Here is a 20,949-nt window from a genome sequence, read left to right as displayed (position 1 = left end):
AGAGACAGGCCTGAATTATTAACCGGATTATTATTTTACGGCGTCGGCCCTGCCGGGCCAGCGTATAGAAAGGAAAAGGCCGCCCATGGCGTAATACTGGTCAGTTAAGATTAGATTTGTAAAGGCTGTCACGGTCAAACGGGGCAGCTTTTTTTCCGGGCGAGCGAGCCGCAGTGCGGGCCAGCGCAGGCCGGGGTCGCTCAGGGGCAGGCAATCCGCAGCGCTGAACAGAATGAGTCTGCCAGGAGAGCCCGCAGGACGCGGGCGAAAGGCGGGGCGGCACAGGATGTGCCATCCCCGGCGGTCCGTCAGGCAGGCGAATGAAGTGAAGGAACCGCGCAGTGGCGCGAGGACCTCCAGCCCCTGAGCGGCACCAGACTGCGTTATCACCTGTCGCTTAACTGACTGGCATTACGCCCATGGCGGCCTGAGGTCTTTGGCTTGATGACCGGGATCGGTCAGTCGGCGCGGGTTGTCAGCAGGCTGATAGCCAGCGTCATCACGGGTTCCGGGTTGATTCCGGTAAACATTTGATGAATTTTTTCAGAAATGGCTTCACCAGTCACCGGCTTATTTTCAGCCACGATTTCCATCACCGCCTGTCCAAATAGCAGGCGACATGCCGCAATAGCATCACTTACCGCTTCATCATCCATAATGCTCTCCCTCTGTATCGGCAGAAGCGTACACGTCTGCGGCAACCGGATCATGCGTAACTCTATTTTTTTGTGGTACAGGTTACAAAAATGAATCAGCTGTAAGGATCAAATAACGTGGCCCGACACATTTAATGCCGGGCGCTTAACTGGTACTGAAAGAGATTAACAGAGGGTAGCGTTTAACAAATCAGGTGTGACAGGGTGGATGACAGATATGCGTTCACTCACTCTTTTACCGTGGCATCAGACAATTCAATTTGCAGAGAGAGTAAAATGCCAGGCAGCGGGAAATGATTTGGCAGCGCTCTCACGGAGAAAATGTCTTAAACAGTACGGTGCGAAAGCAATAAGCGCTTAGATGAGTAATCGCTATAACGATGATCGCGGCAAAGCCTGGATTGTGGTTGCTGCGTGAAGGTGATTTTATGAAGAGTTTTGGGGAAAGAAAGCGTGAAATAAAAAGCCAACACGATTTTTACATCCGTGTTGGCTATATGTTACGGAAAGCCGATTACATATTTTCGATGATCGCGTCACCAAACTCTGAACATTTCAGCAGTTTAGCGCCATCCATCAGGCGTTCGAAATCGTAAGTCACGGTCTTGTTAGCGATAGCGCCTTCAACACCTTTAACAATCAGGTCAGCCGCTTCGAACCACTCCATGTGACGCAGCATCATTTCTGCGGACAGAATAATTGAACCTGGGTTCACTTTATCCTGACCTGCATACTTAGGTGCTGTACCGTGGGTCGCTTCGAACAGCGCACACTCGTCACCGATGTTGGCGCCTGGTGCGATACCAATACCGCCAACCTGCGCTGCCAGAGCGTCAGAGATGTAGTCACCGTTCAGGTTCATACAGGCAATAACGTCATACTCAGCCGGACGCAGCAGGATCTGTTGCAGGAACGCATCAGCAATCACATCTTTAACGATGATCTCTTTGCCGGTGTTCGGGTTTTTGAACTTCATCCACGGGCCGCCGTCGATCAGTTCGCCGCCGAACTCTTCTTTCACTAACTGGTATCCCCAGTCTTTGAAAGAGCCTTCGGTGAACTTCATGATGTTGCCTTTGTGAACCAGGGTCAGTGAATCACGATCGTTAGTGATGGTGTATTCCACTGCCGCGCGCACCAGACGTTTGGTGCCCGCTTCTGAACACGGCTTAACGCCGATACCGCACTGCTCAGGGAAGCGAATTTTCTTCACGCCCATCTCTTCGCGCAGGAACTTGATCACTTTGTCCGCTTCGGCAGAGCCCGCTTTCCACTCGATACCCGCATAGATATCTTCGGAGTTTTCACGGAAGATCACCATGTCGGTCTCTTCAGGACGTTTAACCGGGCTTGGCGTGCCTTTGTAGTAACGTACCGGACGCAGGCAGACGTAGAGGTCAAGCTCCTGACGCAGGGCCACGTTCAGTGAACGAATACCGCCGCCGACCGGGGTGGTCAGTGGGCCTTTAATAGCCACGCGATATTCTTTGATTAAGTCGAGAGTTTCCTGTGGCAGCCAGACATCCTGGCCGTAGAGTTCAACTGACTTCTCACCGGTGTAAATCTCCATCCAGGAGATCTTACGCTCGCCGTTGTAGGCTTTCTTCACCGCCGCATCGACGACTTTCAGCATGACCGGGGAAACATCAACACCGATACCGTCACCCTCAATGTAAGGAATGACCGGATTGTTTGGCACTGTGAGCTTGCCCTGATTCAGGGTGATTTTCTGACCTTCCGCCGGAACAACTACTTTGCTTTCCATTAACCTCTCCTGGGCGTTTGTTAATGATTTGTAAGATGCGCGTCAATACTACTTGAATATTTCCGCCACGCCAATCACCGCAATTTCACGTTATAATGCGCCGAATGTTTCTGACTGCAAAGCCCATGCGAAAAACTTCTCAACGAATTCACCAGGATAAACGATTCAGCCGCCCGACGCGTGATGCGCGGCGTTCCCCTGCCCGCCCTGCGGCTCCGCGCCGCGTGATTCTGTTTAACAAACCGTTCGACGTGTTACCGCAATTCACCGATGAAGCGGGCCGCCGAACACTGAAGGATTTTGTCAGCGTCGCAGAGGTTTATGCCGCAGGTCGCCTCGATCGCGACAGCGAAGGATTGATGGTGCTGACCAACGACGGCGCGCTGCAGGCTGCGCTGACTCAGCCCGGCAAACGCACAGGTAAGATCTATTATGTGCAGGTGGAAGGCGAGCCACAGGAGACGGATCTGCAGCCTTTGCGGGATGGGGTTAATCTGAAAGATGGGTTGACGCTGCCCGCTGGGGTAGAAAAAGTGGCTGAGCCTGAGTGGCTCTGGCCACGTCAGCCACCCATCCGCGAGCGTAAAAACATCCCGACGCAGTGGCTGAAAATCACGCTGTATGAAGGCCGTAATCGTCAGGTTCGCCGGATGACCGCCCACATTGGCTTTCCCACATTGCGATTGATCCGGTACGCGATGGGGAGTTATTCGCTCGACGATCTGGCTCCGGGCGCGTGGCGTGAACTCAGCGAAAGTGCGCTCTGAAAACCGGTTTTTTATAACCTCAGGTTAACAATTGCGGAGAAGTGATGTTTAAACCTCATGTTACTGTCGCCTGTCTGGTTCAGGCAGAAGGTGAATTACTGGTGGTGGAAGAGACGATCAACGGTCGCCCCACCTGGAACCAGCCCGCCGGGCATCTTGAAGCGGATGAAACTCTGCTGGAAGCCGCAGAGCGCGAACTCTATGAAGAGACTGGCATCGCCACACCGATGCACTATTTCATCGCGATTAACCAGTGGATCGCGCCCGACAGTACGCCTTTTGTGCGTTTTCTGTTTGGCGTGGATCTGGCGGAAAAAGCGCCAACCCAGCCGCAGGACAGCGACATCGATTGCTGCTGGTGGTTGCCGCCAGCGCAGATTCTCACTGCCTCTAACCTGCGTTCGCCGCTGGTCGCGGAAAGCGTACGCCTGTGGCAACAGGGCACGCGCTACCCGCTACATCTGGTCAGCCCGTTCCGGTGGCCGTTTCACGAGGGTGCGCGCCTGCCTTCTGCATGATAGAATGCGCCGCCTGTTTTTTTATCGTAATGCGAGCGTGTCATGTCTGACAACAGCCAGAAAAAAGTGATCGTCGGTATGTCCGGCGGCGTCGATTCTTCCGTTTCCGCCTGGTTACTGCAACAGCAGGGTTACCAGGTTGAAGGCCTGTTCATGAAGAACTGGGAGGAGGACGATGGCGAGGAGTATTGTACCGCCGCGGACGATCTGGCGGATGCGCAAGCGGTGTGCGACAAGCTGGGTATGAAGCTGCACAAAGTTAATTTTGCCGCTGAATACTGGGATAACGTCTTTGAGCACTTCCTCGAAGAGTACAAAGCGGGCCGCACGCCCAACCCCGATATCCTCTGCAACAAAGAGATCAAATTCAAAGCGTTCCTGGAGTTCGCGGCTGAGGATCTCGGCGCAGATTTTATCGCCACCGGTCACTACGTGCGTCGTCAGGACGTGGCTGGCCAGAGCCAGCTGTTGCGCGGTCTGGATGGCAACAAAGATCAGAGCTACTTCCTCTATACCCTGAGCCACCAGCAGATCGCCCAAAGTCTGTTCCCGGTTGGCGAGCTGGAAAAACCGGAAGTGCGCCGCATTGCCGAACAGCTCGACCTTATCACCGCGAAGAAGAAAGATTCGACCGGCATCTGCTTTATCGGTGAGCGCAAATTCCGCGACTTCCTGGCGCGCTATCTCCCGGCTCAGCCTGGCGAAATCGAAACCACCGAAGGCCAGATCGTCGGTGAACATCAGGGGCTGATGTACCATACTCTGGGACAGCGTAAAGGCCTGGGTATTGGCGGCCTGAAAGAGAGCAAAGATGATCCCTGGTATGTGGTCGACAAAGATGTGGCGCGTAACCGCCTGATTGTCGCCCAGGGCGGCGATCATCCGCGTCTGATGTCCGTCGGCCTGATTGCGCAGCAGCTGCACTGGGTTGATCGCCAGCCGATTACCGCCCCGCTTCGCTGCACCGTGAAAACCCGCTATCGTCAGACCGATATTCCCTGTGAGATTATCCCACACGGCGACGATCGGATTGAGGTGCGTTTCGACGAGCCGGTTGCAGCGGTGACGCCGGGCCAGTCTGCGGTGTTTTACCTTGGCGAGGTCTGCCTCGGTGGCGGTATTATCGAACAGCGTCTGCCGTTAGTGGCGGAGTAAGCGGGCTCAGCCCGCATTGATGACGCGTAAACAGGAGTAACCGTGGCGAAAAATTATCAGGAAATTACGCTGGCGCTGGCGGGCATCTGTCAGTCGGCCCATCTGGTGCAGCAGCTGGCTCAGCAGGGTCACTGCCAGCCGGAGGCGCTGACCGTATCGCTGCGCAGCGTGCTGGACCTTAACCCTGGCTCAACGCTGGCGGTGTTTGGCAACAATGAAGCCAACCTGCGCCTCGGACTTGAAACCCTGATGGCGGTGCTGAACAGCAGCAGTCGTCAGGGTGCAGGTGCAGAGCTGACGCGTTACACCCTGAGCATGATGGTGCTGGAGCGCAAGCTCAGCGCCAGTAAAACTGCCATGGCGACGCTGGCCCAGCGCATCACTCAGCTGGATCGCCAGCTGGCGCATTATGAACTGGAATCAGACACCATTCTCAGCGCGATGGCTGCCATCTATGTGGATGTGATCAGCCCGCTTGGCCCGCGTATTCAGGTCACCGGTTCGCCTGCGGTACTGCAGAATACGCAGGTACAGAGTAAAGTGCGCGCCACCCTGTTAGCCGGTATCCGTGCTGCCGTATTGTGGCAGCAGGTCGGTGGTGGCCGACTGCAACTGATGTTCTCGCGTCAGCGTTTGCTGCGTGAAGCGAAAACCCTCTTATCCCGGCTGCCACTGACTTACTAAGTCGGTGCGGCAAAACACTGCTAAATGATTCAGGAGTTGCACTGATGGAATTATCCTCTCTGACCGCCGTCTCACCTGTCGATGGTCGTTACGGCGATAAAGTCAGCCCGCTGCGTGCGATTTTCAGCGAATTCGGTTTGCTGAAATTCCGCGTTGAGGTTGAAGTTCGCTGGTTACAAAAACTGGCCGCGACCGCAGAGATCAAGGAAGTTCCTGCATTTGATGCCGACGCAAACGCTTTCCTTGATACGATTGTCGCCGGTTTTTCCGAAGAAGATGCCGCGCGCATCAAAACCATTGAGCGCACCACCAACCACGACGTCAAAGCAGTTGAGTATTTCCTGAAAGAGAAAGTTGCCGACGTCCCTGCCCTGCATGCTGTTTCTGAATTTATCCACTTCGCCTGTACTTCTGAAGATATCAACAACCTGTCGCACGCCCTGATGCTGGAAACAGCCCGCCGTGACGTGATCCTGCCTTACTGGCAGCAGCTGATTACCGCTGTGAAAGATCTTGCCAGCGAATATCGTGACATTCCGCTGCTCTCCCGCACCCACGGCCAGCCGGCTACACCGTCGACGATGGGTAAAGAGATGGCGAACGTCGCTTACCGTCTGGAGCGTCAGTTACGTCAGCTGAAACAGATTGAGGTGCTGGGCAAAATCAACGGCGCTGTAGGGAATTACAACGCCCACATTGCCGCCTATCCCGAAGTGGACTGGCATGCGCTGAGCGAGAACTTCGTCACCTCGCTGGGGATCACCTGGAACCCTTACACCACGCAGATTGAGCCGCACGACTATATTGCCGAAATGTTCGACTGCATCGCCCGCTTTAACACCATCCTGATCGATTTCGATCGCGATATCTGGGGTTATGTAGCGCTGAACCATTTCAAACAGAAGACCATTGCGGGCGAGATTGGCTCGTCGACCATGCCGCACAAAGTGAACCCAATCGACTTCGAAAACTCCGAAGGCAATCTGGGCCTGGCGAACGCGGTAATGCAGCATCTGGCCAGCAAGCTGCCGGTCTCACGCTGGCAGCGCGATCTGACCGACTCCACCGTGCTGCGTAACCTCGGCGTGGGCGTCGGTTATGCGCTGATCGCCTATCAGGCGACGCTGAAAGGCATCTCGAAACTGGAAGTGAACCGCGATCGTCTGCTGGACGAACTGGATCACAACTGGGAAGTGCTGGCAGAACCGATCCAGACGGTAATGCGCCGTTACGGCATTGAGAAGCCTTATGAAAAGCTGAAGGAGTTGACGCGCGGTAAACGCGTCGATGCCGCCGGCATGCAGGCCTTTATCGACAGCCTGGCGCTGCCGGAAGAGGAAAAAGTCCGTCTGAAGCAGATGACGCCTGCAAACTATATTGGCCGCGCTATCCAGATGGTTGACGATCTGAAATAATGCCCGCCGCAGACCGGCCCAGTCCGGTCTGCGTTAACATCTTGTTTAATACATTTCGCGTATACTTTCTGCAGGTTGACTCAAACAGAGTGTAAGGAATTTCTATGCGTGTTCTGGTTGTTGAAGACAATGCCCTGCTGCGCCATCATCTCGCCGTCCAGTTACGTGACATGGGCCATCAGGTCGATGCCGCCGAAGACGCCAAAGAAGCTGACTATTTTCTTCGGGAACATCTGCCAGATATCGCGCTGGTGGATCTCGGCCTGCCGGATGAAGATGGTATGTCTCTGATTCGCCGCTGGCGCAGCGATGCCGTGCGCCAGCCGATTCTGGTGCTGACCGCCCGTGAAGGCTGGCAGGCCAAAGTTGAGGCGCTGGAAGCCGGTGCGGATGACTACGTCACCAAACCGTTTCATATTGAAGAAGTCGCGGCACGCCTGCAGGCGCTGATGCGTCGTAACAGCGGACATGCCTCGCAAATCATCGATATGGCCCCGTTTCAGGTTGATCTTTCGCGCCGTGAACTGACGGTCAATGAACAGCCGGTGAAGCTCACGGCCTTTGAGTACACCATTGTCGAAACGCTGATCCGTAACGCGGGCAAAGTGGTAAGCAAAGACTCGCTGATGCTGCAGCTCTATCCTGACGCTGAACTGCGTGAAAGCCACACCATCGACGTTCTTATGGGCCGTCTGCGCAAAAAAATTCTGGCGTTGCATCCTACTGACGTGATCGCCACCGTGCGTGGCCAGGGCTACCGCTTTGATCTCTGACCATGTCCTGGTTTAATCGTTATCGCCCTATTTCGCTGCGCGCCCGCTTTCTGCTGGCCTCCGCAGCGATCGTCCTCTTCCTCTCACTCTCCTATGGCATGGTGGCGGTGATTGGCTATGTGGTCAGTTTCGATAAAAACACCTACCGCGTGATGCGCGGCGAGAGCAACCTGTTCTTTACGCTGGCGCAATGGCATGACAACAAACTCACCATCGCCCAGCCGGAACGGATGACGCTCAACTTCCCGACGCTGGTATTTATTTACGATGAGCACGGCAAACTGTTGTGGCAACAACGCGACGTGCCAGAGATCCGCAAGAAGATCCGCCGTGAATGGCTGCTGAAGCCTGACTTCTACGAGATTGATACCAGTAACCGTACCAGCATGGTGGCAATGGGCAATAACCTGAATGCTCAGCAACGACTCAACGACTGGGACAATGACAGCAACGATACCTTTACCCACTCGGTCGCCGTTAACCGTTACGATGCCACCACGAATCTGCCCGCGCTCACCATTGTGGTGGTCGACTCTATCCCGCAGGAGTTGCAGCATTCTGATGTGGTCTGGTCGTGGTTCAGCTATGTGCTGGCAGCCAACCTGATACTGATCATTCCGTTGCTGTGGCTGGCGGCGCACTGGAGTCTGCGGCCGATTGGCGCGCTGACACAGCAGGTGCGCGAACTGGAGACCAGTCAGCGCGAAAATCTGGCGGATAATCCGCCGCAGGAACTGCGCAGTCTGGTGCGTAACCTCAATCTGTTGCTGACCAATGAGCGGCAACGCTATACCCGCTATCGCACCACGCTTTCAGACCTGACCCACAGCCTGAAAACGCCGCTGGCCGTGTTGCAGAGCACCCTGCGCTCGCTGCGCAACGGCAAGGAACTGACGGTGGAACAGGCTGAGCCGGTGATGCTGGAGCAGATTAGTCGAATCTCGCAGCAGGTCGGTTATTATCTGCATCGCGCCAGTATGCAGGCCGATCACAATCCGCTGCAGCGCGATCTGCATTCCGTTTCCGGTCTGCTCGACAAGCTCTGCTCGGCCCTGAATAAAGTCTATCAGCGTAAAGGCGTGGCGATTTCGCTGGATATCTCACCGGAGCTGACCTTTGTTGGCGACCAGAATGACTTTATGGAAGTGCTGGGCAACGTGCTCGATAACGCCTGCAAATATTGCCTGGAATTTATCGAAATCAGCGCTTTTCAGAGCGAAAATGCACTCCATCTCTATATTGACGATGATGGTCCGGGCATTCCCGAGAGCAAGCGCGATTTAGTGTTTGTCCGGGGTCAGCGTGCCGATACCCTGCGTCCCGGTCAGGGACTGGGTCTGGCGGTGGTGCGCGATATTCTTGAGCAATATGAGGGCAACGTCATCGCCTCCAGCAGCGCACTCGGCGGAACACGCATGGAAGTGGTCTTTCAGCGCCAGGAAGTCGAACATCGCCGCGAGTAGAAAACCCTCAGGGCTGTTATACTTGCTGGCATTTACAGCCCTAAGCGGAACCCTTTTATGGACTATCAGCTCGATATTAACTGGCCCGATTTTATTCAGCGTTACTGGCAGAAACGCCCGGTAGTGCTGAAGCGTGGTTTTAAAAACTTTGTCGATCCTCTTTCACCGGATGAACTGGCCGGTCTGGCGATGGAAAACGAGGTGGATAGCCGCCTGGTCAGCCATCAGGATGGCAAATGGCAGGTCAGCCACGGCCCGTTCGAGAGCTATGATCATCTGGGTGAAAACAACTGGTCGCTGCTGGTACAGGCGGTCAATCACTGGCATGAAGCCTCTGCCGCACTGATGCGCCCTTTCCGTTTCCTGCCTGACTGGCGTGTTGATGACCTGATGGTGTCGTTTGCCGTCCCTGGCGGCGGCGTCGGTCCCCATTTTGATCAGTATGATGTCTTTATTATTCAGGGTGCCGGTCGCCGTCGCTGGCGCGTCGGTGAAAAGGTGCCGCTGAAGCAGCACTGCCCGCACCCGGATCTGCTGCAGGTTGAGCCATTCGACGCCATCATCGATGAAGAGATGGAGCCGGGTGATATTCTCTATATTCCTCCGGGGTTCCCGCATGAAGGCTACTCGCTGGAAAACGCCCTGAACTACTCCGTGGGTTTCCGTGCCCCCAGCGGACGCGAGTTAATCAGCGGCTTTGCGGATTACGCGCTGGCCAATGAGCTGGGCAGCCTGCGCTTCAGCGATCCGGATGTGCCTGCACGCGATTGCCCGTCGCAGATTCTGCCGCAGGAGATCGAAGGCGTACGTCAGCTGATGCTGGATGTGGTCAATCAGCCGGAGCAGTTCTCTCAGTGGTTTGGCGAATTCATTTCCCAGTCACGTCACGAACTCGATGTCGCGCCGCCGGAACCGCCTTACCAGCCTGATGAAATTTATGATGCGCTGCAACAGGGCGATACCCTGAGCCGGTTAGGTGGCCTGCGTGTCCTGACGATTGGCGATGCGGTCTATGTCAACGGTGAGCGGGTTGAGTGTTCACATCCCGATGTGATGGCGATCCTGGCGCGCCACTATCGCATCACACTGGACGATCTGGGGGATGCGCTGGATGACCCGTCGGTACTGGCGCAGATTGCTGATCTGGTCAATGCCGGATACTGGTACTTCGGCGACGAATAATCTGAGCTGATACTGAAACAGGCTCTCTTGCCGCCGTGGCAGAGAGCCTTTTTTGTGTCTGCGGGTTTAATTCTTCTTCTGCGCCGCCAGCTCTGACAGCCGCACAATCACTTCCACCGATTTCGCCATGATATTCAGCGAAGCAAACTCATGCTTGCCGTGATAGTTATAGCCACCGGTGAAGATATTCGGGCAAGGCAGCCCTTTCCACGACAGCGCCGATCCATCCGTACCGCCGCGAATCGGTTTCACTACCGGCTCAATGCCGCAGTCACGCATCGCCTGTAAAGCCAGTTCGATGATGTGCGGGAACGGCTCAACCTTTTCACGCATGTTGCGATAGCTGTTGGTGATCTCGACGGTGACCGAACAGTCCGGGTGCAGGGTTTTGTTGATCTCTGCGGCAATCTGCAGCAGCGTCTGTTTACGCTGTTCAAAACTCTCCGTTTCGAAGTCACGAATGATATAGAGCATCTCGGCGTGTTCAACGCTGCCTTTGATCTGATGCAGATGATAGAAGCCCTGATAGCCGTCAGTATATTGCGGTTTTTCGCTGGCCGGGACCGCGGCATGAAACTGGTTTGCCAGATCCAGCGCATTGACCATCACCCCTTTGGCGGAGCCAGGGTGCACGTTGTTACCGATGATTTTGACGGTGGCCGAAGCAGCGTTGAAGTTCTCATATTCGAACTCACCCAGATCACTGCCATCAATGGTGTAGGCCCAGTCAGCGGCAAAGCCTTCCACATCAAAGTGAGAAGTGCCGCGACCAATCTCTTCATCGGGCGTAAAGGCAACGCGGATCGCACCGTGCGGCGTATCGCTCGCAGCCAGTTGCGCCATCGCCGTCATAATCTCGGCGATACCTGCTTTATCATCCGCGCCCAGCAGGGTTTTGCCATCGGTGGTAATCAGCGTATGCCCAATCAGCTTGTGCAGCACCGGGAACATCACCGGCGAGAGAATTTCGTTGCCATTACCCAGCGCAATGTCTCCGCCGCGATAATTTTCAATGATCTGCGGATTCACATGTTTCGCCGTAAAGTCTGGCGAGGTATCCATGTGAGAGATGAAACCGATGACTGGCGTCGGCCAGTCAACATTGGCAGGCAGTGTGCCCATGACGCAACAGTGATCGCTTAAGGAGACATCGACAAAACCCAGTGCCAGCAACTCCTCCTGCAGCTGACGCGCCAGCGTCCACTGCCCTTCACTGCTGGGCACCTGGCGCGCCTGCGGCTTAGCCTGTGTCTCAACGGCCACATAACTTAAAAAGCGCTCAAGTAACTGTTCCATATCCCATCCTTTAAAAGTGCCATCCGGTATTATTAACAGACCAGCCGGTTACAACGTTGCGTAAAATCATTCGCAGACAGGTTAGCGCTGTCGATAACCTTTGGGAAAGCAATAAGCCCGAAAAAAACGGCTGATTACGAGATTGTTGCGGCAAACCTCGCAATGTTGATAAACACCGGGCGGCTGGAATCAGCATGACGGGCAAAAAACGGCGAGGCGGCCATAGCCGCCCCTGCTTACTTATAAAGCGCGCGCAGCAGCTTATGCACAAACTCCGGCACCACTTCGCTCGCCAGGCCGTAATGCCGCTCGGCAAATTCGTTGCCCACCTGGCTTGGCTCCAGGTTCAGCTCAACAGTATGCGCGCCCTGCAGTTTGGCTTCATGGACAAAACCCGCGGCCGGATAGACATGGCCTGAGGTGCCGATAGCGATAAAGTAATCGGCCTGTTCAAGCGCCTGATAAATCTGCTCCATGCCCAGCGGCATCTCACCAAACCACACTACGTGCGGCCGCAGCGCCGAGGGGAACTGGCAGCAGGTGCAGCGATCGTCCGGCGTGATATCACCGGTCCACTCAATGACCTGACCGCTGGTGACACAGCGCACTTTTAGCAGCTCACCGTGCATATGCAGCACCCGGCTGTTTCCGGCACGTTCATGCAGATTGTCGATGTTTTGCGTGACCAGCAAAAAGTTATCGCCTAATACCTGTTCCAGCTCCGCCAGCGCCAGATGGGCCGCGTTAGGCTGAATCTCTGCCTCCTGCAATTGCTGGCGGCGCGCATTGTAGAAGCGCTGCACCAGCGCGGGATCGCGCTGAAATCCTTCGGGCGTCGCAACATCTTCAACGTGGTGCTCTTCCCACAGGCCGTCAGCGGCGCGGAAGGTCCGGATGCCGGACTCCGCTGAGATGCCTGCGCCGGTCAGCACAACAACATGCGGCTGAGGATGGGCGGCCAGTTCGGCCTGACGATCGCGCTCAAATATGCGCTGGCGAAAGCGCTGATGCACTTTTCTCCGGGTTTTCTTCAGGCGGGCAAGTCGTATGCGGCGACGTGGTGTACGCATAAAATCTCCTGGCGTAGCAGCTGCGGCGAGCCGCTCTAAACAGATTCCGGGTTAACATCACCCGATAGTAACGGTTGCTGAGGGCCGCGCCCAACAGCAAAGGTCTTAAACAGATGCGGCGCGAAAGGATTCGCGCCGCATTTTTTCACTGACCGCTTAATACCCGAGCCGGGTCAATGCGGCTGGCGCGTCTGGCGGGATACCAGCTCGCCAGCAGGCTCAGCAGAATCGCGGTAATCAATACTGAGAACACATCAATCCAGTGCAGTTCCGACGGCAGGAAATCAATGAAGTAGATATCACCCGCCAGCAGATGATGACCGGTAACCGACTCCAGCCCGCGCACCAGTGAGGTCAGATTCAGCGCCACCAGCACGCCCGCGATCACGCCGCTGACGCTGCCCAGCAGGCCTGCCAGCAAACCGTACCAGATGAAGATGGCGCGGATCAGCCGGTCTTTAGCACCGAGGGTACGAAGCACCGCAATGTCACTGCTCTTATCCTTCACCGCCATCACCAGCGTTGAGACAATGTTAAAGCAGGCGACGCCAATCACCAGCACCATCGCCAGATACATGATGGCGCGGATCATCTGAATATCGCGGTACATATAGCCGTAGGTGCCAATCCAGCTCTTGATGTAGACGTAGGAACGGGTCGCTTCACCGGCATCCCGCACCAGTTTGACCGCCTGGAACGGGTCGGTCATCTTCAGGGCGATGCCGGACACGCTGTCACCCATCTCCAGATAGTGCTGTGCATCGGCGAGTGGCACCAGCGCCAGGCTGTGATCGAGCATGCCGCTCAGTTGCAGAATACCGCTGACCTGAAGCCGGATACGTTTAGGCTGAAGCAGTTTGTTATCACCATCGTTGTTGGGGATCATGATGGTGATCCAGTCGCCCTGCTTCACGTTCAGCGATTTAGCAATGCCGCCGCCCAGAATGATCTGCTGCTTACCGGCGGCAAAAGAGGACCAGCCGTTATCTGCCACAAACTGTGGCAGGGCGCTGAGGCGCGGCTCCTGTGCCGGATCAACGCCCTTTACCTGCAGCGCTTCCAGCCGGGCGCCGCTCTCAATCAGGCCGGTGAAGTTCACATAAGGCGCTGCCGCCGCAATGCCGGGCACCTTTTCAATCGGGGCAATCATCGACTGCCAGTGCTGGAACGGCTGATTGACCGCCTCGATCTCGCCATGCGGCACCACCGCCAGAATGCGGTTGTTCAGCTCACGCTCAAAACCATTCATGGCGCTCAGACCGATAATCAGCACCGCCACGCCCAGCGCAATACCGATGGTGGAGATCACCGAAATCAGCGACACCATGCCGCCACGACGGCGGCCACGACTAAAGCGCAGGCCCAGCAACAGGGATAACGACGAACCCATTACACCGCTCCTGCCATGGTGAGTTGATCGCTTAACTGACCATCACGCATCTCCATCTGACGCGTCATCCGTTTTGCCAGCATCAGATCGTGTGTCACCACCAGAAACGCGGTGCCCTGACGCACGTTCAGTTCGCCCAGTAATTCAAAAATGGCGTCGGCGTTGCGTGCATCGAGGTTACCGGTTGGCTCATCCGCCATCACCAGCCGTGGGCGGTTAACCAGCGCCCGGGCAATCGCCACGCGCTGGCGTTCGCCGCCTGACAGTTCAGAAGGCCGGTGCGCGGCACGATGGTCCAGCCCGACCGCGGCCAGCATCTCACGGGCGCGATCCTGTGCTTCCGTTTTAGCCGTTTTGCCAATCAGCAGCGGCATCGCCACGTTCTCCAGCGCGCTGAAGTCCGGCAGCAGATGGTGGAACTGATAGATAAAGCCCAGCTCGCGGTTACGCAGCTCCGCTTTGGCCGACGAGGACATGGCATTCAGTGACTGGCCATCAAACACCACGTCGCCCGATGTCGGTGCATCCAGGCCGCCGAGCAGATGCAGCAGCGTACTTTTACCGGAACCGGAGCTGCCGACAATCGCTGTCAGTTCACCGGGCTGGAGGCTGAAAGCCACATTGCGCAGCACATCGGTCTGCACGCTGCCTTCCTGATAGCGTTTGCACAGGTCGCGGCACTGCAACAAAGGAGTGTTACTCATAACGTAAAGCCTCAGCAGGTTGAACGGCGGCAGCGCGCCACGAAGGATAGAGCGTAGACAACAGCGCCACAATCATGGCGCTGAGGGCGATGGTGACCACCTGCCACACATTAATATCAACCGGCAATGCGGCACCATCAAGGAACAGGCCAATCACCGGCATTAAGTTGTTGAGCTGGCTGGCCAGCAAGACACCGAGCAGCGTGCCGAGCAGCGTACCGATAATCCCGGCGCTGGCACCCTGCACCATAAACACCGCCACTATTTGCCGGCGCGTCAGGCCCTGGGTTTGCAGGATCGCCACTTCGCCCTGCTTCTCCATGATCAGCAAGCCTAACGAGGTGATGATGTTAAAGGCAGCCACGGCGATGATCAGGCTCAGCAGCAGGCCCATCATGTTCTTCTCCATACGCACTGCCTGGAAGAGATCGCCTTTACGCTCACGCCAGTCTTTCCAGACCAGGCCCGCAGGCAGTGTCTGCTGACTCAGACTGTCGACCGACAGCGGTTTATCCAGCCACAGTCGCCAGCCGGTAATATTACCGGCCGGATAGCGCATCACGCGCGACGCATCCTGAAGATTGACCAGAATCTGATAACCATCGACTTCGCTGTTAGCGGCATAGGTGCCCGCTACGGTAAACAGACGCTGACTTGGCACGCGTCCCATCGGGGTGAACTGGCTGACCGACGGCACCATCAGACGCAGCTGATCGCCACGTTTTACGCCAAGCTGGGATGCCAGCTGTTCGCCAAGGATGACATTATACTGCCCGGCCTGCAGCACGCTCTGCCGGGTATTGACCAGGAAAGGGGTAAGCGGATCTTTTTCAGCCGGCTCAATGCCCAGCATCACGCCAACGGAGACGCTGTGCGGGCTTTGCAGCACCACATTGGCGGTGGTCAGCGGCGCGATACGGCTGACACCCTGCAGATTCAGGGAGCTGGCGGGTTGCTGTTGTGGATTGAGACTGCCTTTGTCGCTGGTGATCAGCGCCTGAGGCATCAGGCCAAGAATATTGCCTTCGAGTTCACGCTCAAAACCGTTCATCACCGATAACACGGTGACCATCGCCAGCACGCCGAGCGTAATGCCAATCGTTGAGAGCCAGGAGACAAAGCGACCGAAGCGATCCGATGCTCGTCCGCGCATATAACGCAGACCGATAAATAGCGCGACAGGTTGATACATGGAATCCAGTAAGCCGTTGCCTGAAAATAGGTAGTGGGATGATAAAGGAGCGGCTGGCTTTATGAAACCTCTAACCCTCTGAGTCGGCAGCAAAGTTGCATCCGGATGCGTCACTTTAGGCGCCAAAGCAGCGGAATAGCCGATAAAGCCGCCGCTTATTGGCTGATTATTCAGCGTCCAGGGGGGTAGACTACAATCAGTACCATGATCACAGGTGATTTATTGCCGGGCAGTATGAGGTAGCGACCATGTTGAAATTTCCCAAAGGCAGCATCGTTAAACATAAATCCGGGGAGATCAGAGGCGAAATCATCAACGTCTTTGAGCAGGGAAACGCACCAGCCGGCTACTACGTAAAGTGGGACGACGGTAACCTCAGCTATCATCCTGAGCAGGAGTTATCCTGGGCGAATATCGACCGCCCACGCATGCATTACACACAGCAATCCATAAAATAAAATGCCCGTTTAACCCCGTCGCTGCATGGCGACGGCGGTTTTTTCTGATCCCTTGCCAGACTCCGTCTATCCTCTCTTTATCCGCACGATTACCGCTGACGCCCGGTAATGGCTGACCGATCCCCTGGTTCAGCGCGGCGCGGCAGGAAAATTGTGCCGCAGAGGTGATCCCCCTGACATAATATGGAATGATTACGTCCTGGAAAAATGGAGCAACCCCGAGATCCCATGCCCGAACAGACTCGTTATACCCTGCCCGTTAAATCCGGCGATCACCGTCAGCTCGGCCAGCTCATAGGCGCGGCGCACGCGGTGGAGTGTGCCAGCATTAACGAACGACATGCTGGTCCGGTGTTAATGATTACACCCGATACCCAAACCGCTCTGCGTCTGCTGGATGAAATCCGCCAGTTTACCGATCTGCCGGTGGCGCACCTTGCCGACTGGGAAACGCTGCCCTACGACAGCTTTTCGCCGCATCAGGATATTATCTCCGCCCGCCTGTCGACCCTCTACCAGCTGCCGGTGATGCAGCGCGGTATGCTGATCATGCCGGTCAACACCCTGATGCAGCGCGTCTGCCCGCACAGTTTCCTGCACGGCCATGCGCTGGTGATGAAGCAGGGACAAAAACTGTCTCGCGACCGGCTGCGCGACCAGCTTGAGCAGGCCGGTTATCGCCATGTCGATCAGGTGATGGAGCACGGTGAATACGCCACGCGCGGCGCCCTGCTCGATCTGTTCCCGATGGGCAGCGATCAGCCCTACCGCATCGACTTTTTCGATGATGAGATCGACAGCCTGCGCCTGTTCGACGTCGACAGTCAGCGCACGCTGGAAGCGGTCCCCGAAATTAACCTGCTGCCTGCGCATGAATTTCCCAGCGACAAAGCCGCCATTGAGCTGTTCCGCAGCCGCTGGCGTGAAACGTTTGATGTGCGCCGTGAGTCGGAGCATGTCTATCAGCAGGTCAGCAAAGGCACGTTGCCAGCGGGCATCGAATACTGGCAGCCGCTGTTTTTTGAGCAGCCGTTGCCCAGCCTGTTCAGCTATCTGCCGGATAATACCCTGATTGTGAACTGCGGCGATCTTGAAGGCAGCGCCAGCCGCTTCTGGCAGGATGCCGAGGCGCGTTATGAAAATCGCCGCGTTGATCCGATGCGTCCACTGCTGGAACCGGTCACCCTGTGGCTGCGTCCGGATGCATTAATGGGGGAGCTGAAAGCCTGGCCGCGCATCCAGATGACCAATGAGGTGCTGCCCGCCAAAGCCGCGAATACCAACCTCGGTTATACCCCGCTGCCCGATCTGACCGTTCAGGCGCAGGCAAAAGCGCCGCTCGATCATCTGCGTCAGTTTATTGAAACCTTCAGCGGCACCGTGGTCTTCTCGGTCGAAAGTGAAGGCCGCCGTGAGAGCCTGCAGGATCTGCTGGCCCGGATTAAACTGCGTCCTCAGCCGGTGCACCGCTTCGATGAAACCGGCGAAGAGCGTTTCCGACTGATGATCGGCGCCAGCGAGCGCGGTTTTATTGATACCCAGGGCAACCGGGCGCTGATTTGCGAAAGCGATTTGCTGGGCGAACGCGTCAGCCGTCGCCGTCAGGATACCCGTCGCACTATCAATCCGGACATTCTGATCCGTAACCTGGCGGAGCTGCATCCCGGCCAGCCGGTGGTGCATCTGGAACACGGTGTGGGTCGTTATATTGGCCTCACCACGCTGGAAGCCGGTGGCATTGAGGCGGAATACCTCATGCTCTCTTACGCCAACGACGCCAAACTTTATGTGCCGGTTTCGTCGCTGCACCTGATCAGCCGCTACGCAGGCGGTGCCGACGATAATGCACCACTGCACAAACTGGGCAGCGATGCCTGGTCACGCGCACGGCAGAAAGCGGCTGAGAAAGTGCGTGATGTGGCGGCTGAACTGCTGGATATCTATGCTCAGCGCGCCGCCAAAACCGGCTTTGCCTTTAAGCATAATCGCGAGCAGTATCAGCTGTTCTGCGAAAGCTTCCCGTTTGAAACCACCCCGGACCAGGCGCAGGCGATCAACGCGGTGCTGAGTGATATGTGCGAGCCGCTGGCGATGGACCGTCTGGTGTGCGGCGACGTTGGTTTTGGTAAAACCGAAGTGGCCATGCGCGCGGCGTTTCTGGCGATTGAGAACCATAAACAGGTGGCCGTACTGGTGCCGACCACCCTGCTGGCACAGCAGCATTACGACAACTTCCGCGATCGCTTCGCCAACTGGCCGGTTCGCATTGAGATGCTTTCCCGTTTCCGCACTGCCAAAGAGCAGACGCAGGTGCTGGAACAGGCCAGCGATGGCAAGATCGACATCTTAATCGGCACCCATAAGCTGCTGATGAGCGATCTCAAATGGCACGATCTTGGTCTGCTGATTGTCGATGAAGAGCACCGTTTCGGGGTGCGTCACAAAGAGCGCATCAAGGCGATGCGCGCCGATGTGGACATTCTGACGCTGACCGCAACGCCAATCCCTCGCACCCTGAATATGGCCATGAGCGGCATGCGCGATCTCTCGATCATCGCCACGCCGCCTGCCCGCCGTTTAGCGGTGAAAACTTTTGTCCGTGAATTTGACGATCTGGTTATCCGCGAAGCAATCCTGCGTGAGGTTCTGCGTGGCGGACAGGTCTACTACCTCTACAATGACGTTGAAAATATCGAGAAAGCGGCGCAGCGTCTCAGCGAACTGGTGCCGGAAGCGCGTGTCGCTATTGGCCATGGTCAGATGCGTGAGCGTGATCTGGAACGGGTGATGAACGATTTCCACCATCAGCGTTTTAACGTGCTGGTTTGTACCACCATTATCGAAACCGGTATCGACATACCGACCGCCAATACCATCATCATTGAGCGGGCCGATCACTTTGGCCTGGCGCAGTTGCATCAGCTGCGTGGTCGCGTCGGGCGTTCGCATCATCAGGCTTATGCCTGGCTGTTAACGCCGCATCCGAAGTCAATGACCGCCGATGCGCATAAGCGGCTGGAGGCGATCGCTTCACTGGAAGATCTGGGAGCCGGTTTTGCCCTGGCAACGCATGACCTGGAGATTCGCGGTGCTGGCGAACTGCTGGGTGATGAGCAGAGCGGACAGATGGAGACGCTGGGCTTCACGCTTTATATGGAGCTGCTGGAGAATGCGGTCGAGGCGCTGAAAGCGGGTCGCGAGCCGTCACTGGAAGATCTCACCAGCAACCAGACCGAGGTGGAGCTGCGGATGCCCGCCCTGCTGCCCGAGACCTTTATCCCGGATGTCAGTACCCGTCTTTCACTCTATAAACGCATCGCCAGCGCGGAGGCTGAAGAGGAGCTGCAGGAGCTGAAGGTTGAGATGATCGACCGCTTTGGCCTGCTGCCCGATCCGGCGCGTAACCTGCTGGATGTGGCGATTATCCGTCTGAAAGCCCGCGCTGTCGGTCTGCGTAAGATCGAAGCCAGCGACAAAGGCGGTTATTTCGATTTTGCGCCGAAGAACAACGTGGATCCGGCATGGCTGATAGGCCTGCTGCAGAAAGAGCCTCAGCAGTGGAAGCTGGACGGTCCGACACGACTGCGGTTTACCCGTGAGCTATCGGAAAGAAAGGTGCGGCTTGAGTGGGTGCAGGGATTCGTTTCGCAACTGGCTCAACGGCAGGCGTAACACCCTGCCCGTGCGTTGATGAGCTAACCGGTTAAGCGCCGGTTAGTTTGCAGCAAAAAAAAGGCGCATCCTGAGATGTGCCTTTTTCATTACTGCTGTATTACGTTGTGCTGTGTGGCCGCGTGAGCGGCAAAGCTTTGCCCAATTACGCCTGATCGCCGTTGAGAACCAGCTGACCATTGCGATCCAGTGGAATACGCGTGCCGGGGTCATTTTCCATACGGATTTTACCCTGCTGATCGCCTATTTTATAGGTCACGTCATATCCCAGTTTTTTCTCTTGTTTGTCGTAAACGGTTTTGCAGCGCTGTTCGGTTGTGGTGTAGGTATCCCGATCCTGCAGTCCGCCCTGGACCTGATTACCGGCATAACCACCCGCTACCGCACCTGCTACTGTCGCCACATCTCTGCCGCGACCGCCACCAAACTGGTGACCCAGCACTCCACCTGCCACTGCACCTAATACAGACCCGGCAAGACGGTTTTCATCCTGCACGGCCCGACGGTGGGTCAGAGTGACATTACGGCACTCCTGACGAGGCTGTTTAATGCTCTCTTTGATTGGCGTTGCAGACAGTACCTGAGCATATTGAGGACCGCGATCAAACACGTTCATGCCTGCTACGGCTGCAACACCCAGAGCTGCTGCCACACCAATACCGATACCCGCTAACATTGATTTATTCACAGGAAGTTCCTCCTGAAAAGTGTTACCGCGCAATCCTGCTGCTAAAGCATCCTCGTTAACTGAGGTATAACCGGCGTGCGCGACGCGCCGTGTTTGTTGAG

Annotated in this window: 18 protein-coding genes; 10 read left to right on the top strand and 8 right to left on the bottom strand. The window is 56.3% G+C overall.

The window, feature by feature from the left end; genetic code table 11:
• Nucleotides 1-458: 458 nt before the first annotated feature.
• The gene (locus GVJ63_RS01560; RefSeq protein ID WP_010246253.1) at nt 459-656 is read right to left on the bottom strand and encodes a hypothetical protein; all 198 of its coding nucleotides are present in this window, start codon (nt 654-656) and stop codon (nt 459-461) included.
• A 514-nt stretch (nt 657-1,170) separates the two neighbouring features.
• The gene (gene icd / locus GVJ63_RS01555; RefSeq protein WP_010246256.1) at nt 1,171-2,421 is read right to left on the bottom strand and encodes an NADP-dependent isocitrate dehydrogenase; all 1,251 of its coding nucleotides are present in this window, start codon (nt 2,419-2,421) and stop codon (nt 1,171-1,173) included.
• 104 nt (nt 2,422-2,525) lie between these two features.
• On the opposite strand from icd, the gene rluE reads away from it, so the two are divergent.
• The 8 genes from rluE (at nt 2,526) to GVJ63_RS01515 (ending at nt 10,378) form a co-directional block, all read left to right on the top strand.
• On the top strand, nt 2,526-3,188 hold the full coding sequence (gene rluE / locus GVJ63_RS01550) for a 23S rRNA pseudouridine(2457) synthase RluE (RefSeq protein WP_031293006.1): 663 nt from the start codon (nt 2,526-2,528) through the stop codon (nt 3,186-3,188).
• 44 nt (nt 3,189-3,232) lie between these two features.
• Entirely contained in the window at nt 3,233-3,706 is a 474-nt protein-coding gene (locus GVJ63_RS01545) for an NUDIX domain-containing protein (RefSeq protein WP_010246262.1), read from the top strand.
• A gap of 42 nt (nt 3,707-3,748) precedes the next feature.
• Nucleotides 3,749-4,861, top strand: coding sequence for a tRNA 2-thiouridine(34) synthase MnmA (gene mnmA / locus GVJ63_RS01540; protein ID WP_010669869.1), 1,113 nt, complete (start codon nt 3,749-3,751; stop codon nt 4,859-4,861).
• Between the two features lie 42 nt (nt 4,862-4,903).
• Nucleotides 4,904-5,545, top strand: a complete 642-nt coding sequence (hflD, locus tag GVJ63_RS01535; RefSeq protein ID WP_010246266.1) for a high frequency lysogenization protein HflD — start codon at nt 4,904-4,906, stop codon at nt 5,543-5,545.
• A gap of 44 nt (nt 5,546-5,589) precedes the next feature.
• Nucleotides 5,590-6,960, top strand: a complete 1,371-nt coding sequence (gene purB / locus GVJ63_RS01530) for an adenylosuccinate lyase (RefSeq protein ID WP_159226317.1) — start codon at nt 5,590-5,592, stop codon at nt 6,958-6,960.
• A 104-nt stretch (nt 6,961-7,064) separates the two neighbouring features.
• Complete coding sequence (gene phoP, locus GVJ63_RS01525; RefSeq protein ID WP_010246270.1) at nt 7,065-7,733, top strand: two-component system response regulator PhoP; 669 nt, start codon at nt 7,065-7,067, stop codon at nt 7,731-7,733.
• 2 nt (nt 7,734-7,735) lie between these two features.
• Nucleotides 7,736-9,196: a two-component system sensor histidine kinase PhoQ gene (phoQ, locus tag GVJ63_RS01520; protein WP_010669868.1), complete on the top strand. Its 1,461-nt coding sequence runs from the start codon at nt 7,736-7,738 to the stop codon at nt 9,194-9,196.
• Between the two features lie 57 nt (nt 9,197-9,253).
• Nucleotides 9,254-10,378, top strand: coding sequence for a cupin domain-containing protein (locus GVJ63_RS01515; RefSeq protein ID WP_159226316.1), 1,125 nt, complete (start codon nt 9,254-9,256; stop codon nt 10,376-10,378).
• A gap of 66 nt (nt 10,379-10,444) precedes the next feature.
• On the opposite strand, the gene pepT is transcribed toward GVJ63_RS01515, so the two are convergent.
• The 5 genes from pepT to lolC all read right to left on the bottom strand — a co-directional run bounded on the left by pepT (nt 10,445) and on the right by lolC (nt 16,030).
• A complete protein-coding gene (gene pepT / locus GVJ63_RS01510; protein ID WP_060679950.1) occupies nt 10,445-11,674 on the bottom strand; it encodes a peptidase T in 1,230 nt (409 codons plus the stop codon).
• A gap of 236 nt (nt 11,675-11,910) precedes the next feature.
• Complete coding sequence (gene cobB / locus GVJ63_RS01505) at nt 11,911-12,744, bottom strand: Sir2 family NAD+-dependent deacetylase (protein WP_010246278.1); 834 nt, start codon at nt 12,742-12,744, stop codon at nt 11,911-11,913.
• Nucleotides 12,745-12,889: 145 nt separating this feature from the next.
• Nucleotides 12,890-14,134 (bottom strand): lipoprotein-releasing ABC transporter permease subunit LolE, encoded by a 1,245-nt coding sequence (gene lolE, locus GVJ63_RS01500; RefSeq protein WP_022625849.1) that lies wholly within the window; start codon nt 14,132-14,134, stop codon nt 12,890-12,892.
• Nucleotides 14,134-14,838, bottom strand: coding sequence for a lipoprotein-releasing ABC transporter ATP-binding protein LolD (gene lolD / locus GVJ63_RS01495; RefSeq protein WP_010246282.1), 705 nt, complete (start codon nt 14,836-14,838; stop codon nt 14,134-14,136). The genes lolE and lolD overlap by 1 nt, the downstream gene beginning before the upstream one ends.
• A complete protein-coding gene (gene lolC, locus GVJ63_RS01490; RefSeq protein ID WP_022625850.1) occupies nt 14,831-16,030 on the bottom strand; it encodes a lipoprotein-releasing ABC transporter permease subunit LolC in 1,200 nt (399 codons plus the stop codon). Before lolC ends, lolD begins: the two co-directional genes overlap by 8 nt.
• 248 nt (nt 16,031-16,278) lie before the next feature.
• Here lolC and GVJ63_RS01485 point away from each other — a divergent pair, with 248 nt between their 5' ends.
• On the top strand, nt 16,279-16,488 hold the full coding sequence (locus tag GVJ63_RS01485) for a hypothetical protein (protein ID WP_003849845.1): 210 nt from the start codon (nt 16,279-16,281) through the stop codon (nt 16,486-16,488).
• Nucleotides 16,489-16,716: 228 nt separating this feature from the next.
• Entirely contained in the window at nt 16,717-20,160 is a 3,444-nt protein-coding gene (mfd, locus tag GVJ63_RS01480) for a transcription-repair coupling factor (RefSeq protein WP_159226315.1), read from the top strand.
• Between the two features lie 145 nt (nt 20,161-20,305).
• On the opposite strand, the gene GVJ63_RS01475 is transcribed toward mfd, so the two are convergent.
• Nucleotides 20,306-20,848 carry a glycine zipper 2TM domain-containing protein gene (locus GVJ63_RS01475; RefSeq protein ID WP_003849847.1) on the bottom strand — a complete coding sequence of 181 codons (543 nt, stop codon included), beginning with the start codon at nt 20,846-20,848 and terminating at the stop codon, nt 20,306-20,308.
• Nucleotides 20,849-20,949 lie beyond the last annotated feature (101 nt).

Origin of the sequence: Pantoea sp. 18059, assembly GCF_902706165.1 — a bacterium.
Taxonomy (GTDB): Bacteria; Pseudomonadota; Gammaproteobacteria; order Enterobacterales; family Enterobacteriaceae; genus Pantoea; species Pantoea agglomerans.
Note: the sequence above shows the minus strand (reverse complement) of the source record. Positions and strands in the feature narration are given on the sequence as shown.

Coding starts and splice junctions, on each gene's coding strand:
- GVJ63_RS01560 (WP_010246253.1), bottom strand. CDS start 656: ATGGATGATGAAGCGGTAAGTGATGCTATTGCGGCATGTCGCCTGCTA.
- icd (WP_010246256.1), bottom strand. CDS start 2,421: ATGGAAAGCAAAGTAGTTGTTCCGGCGGAAGGTCAGAAAATCACCCTG.
- rluE (WP_031293006.1), top strand. CDS start 2,526: ATGTTTCTGACTGCAAAGCCCATGCGAAAAACTTCTCAACGAATTCAC.
- GVJ63_RS01545 (WP_010246262.1), top strand. CDS start 3,233: ATGTTTAAACCTCATGTTACTGTCGCCTGTCTGGTTCAGGCAGAAGGT.
- mnmA (WP_010669869.1), top strand. CDS start 3,749: ATGTCTGACAACAGCCAGAAAAAAGTGATCGTCGGTATGTCCGGCGGC.
- purB (WP_159226317.1), top strand. CDS start 5,590: ATGGAATTATCCTCTCTGACCGCCGTCTCACCTGTCGATGGTCGTTAC.
- phoP (WP_010246270.1), top strand. CDS start 7,065: ATGCGTGTTCTGGTTGTTGAAGACAATGCCCTGCTGCGCCATCATCTC.
- phoQ (WP_010669868.1), top strand. CDS start 7,736: ATGTCCTGGTTTAATCGTTATCGCCCTATTTCGCTGCGCGCCCGCTTT.
- GVJ63_RS01515 (WP_159226316.1), top strand. CDS start 9,254: ATGGACTATCAGCTCGATATTAACTGGCCCGATTTTATTCAGCGTTAC.
- pepT (WP_060679950.1), bottom strand. CDS start 11,674: ATGGAACAGTTACTTGAGCGCTTTTTAAGTTATGTGGCCGTTGAGACA.
- cobB (WP_010246278.1), bottom strand. CDS start 12,744: ATGCGTACACCACGTCGCCGCATACGACTTGCCCGCCTGAAGAAAACC.
- lolE (WP_022625849.1), bottom strand. CDS start 14,134: ATGGGTTCGTCGTTATCCCTGTTGCTGGGCCTGCGCTTTAGTCGTGGC.
- lolD (WP_010246282.1), bottom strand. CDS start 14,838: ATGAGTAACACTCCTTTGTTGCAGTGCCGCGACCTGTGCAAACGCTAT.
- lolC (WP_022625850.1), bottom strand. CDS start 16,030: ATGTATCAACCTGTCGCGCTATTTATCGGTCTGCGTTATATGCGCGGA.
- GVJ63_RS01485 (WP_003849845.1), top strand. CDS start 16,279: ATGTTGAAATTTCCCAAAGGCAGCATCGTTAAACATAAATCCGGGGAG.
- mfd (WP_159226315.1), top strand. CDS start 16,717: ATGCCCGAACAGACTCGTTATACCCTGCCCGTTAAATCCGGCGATCAC.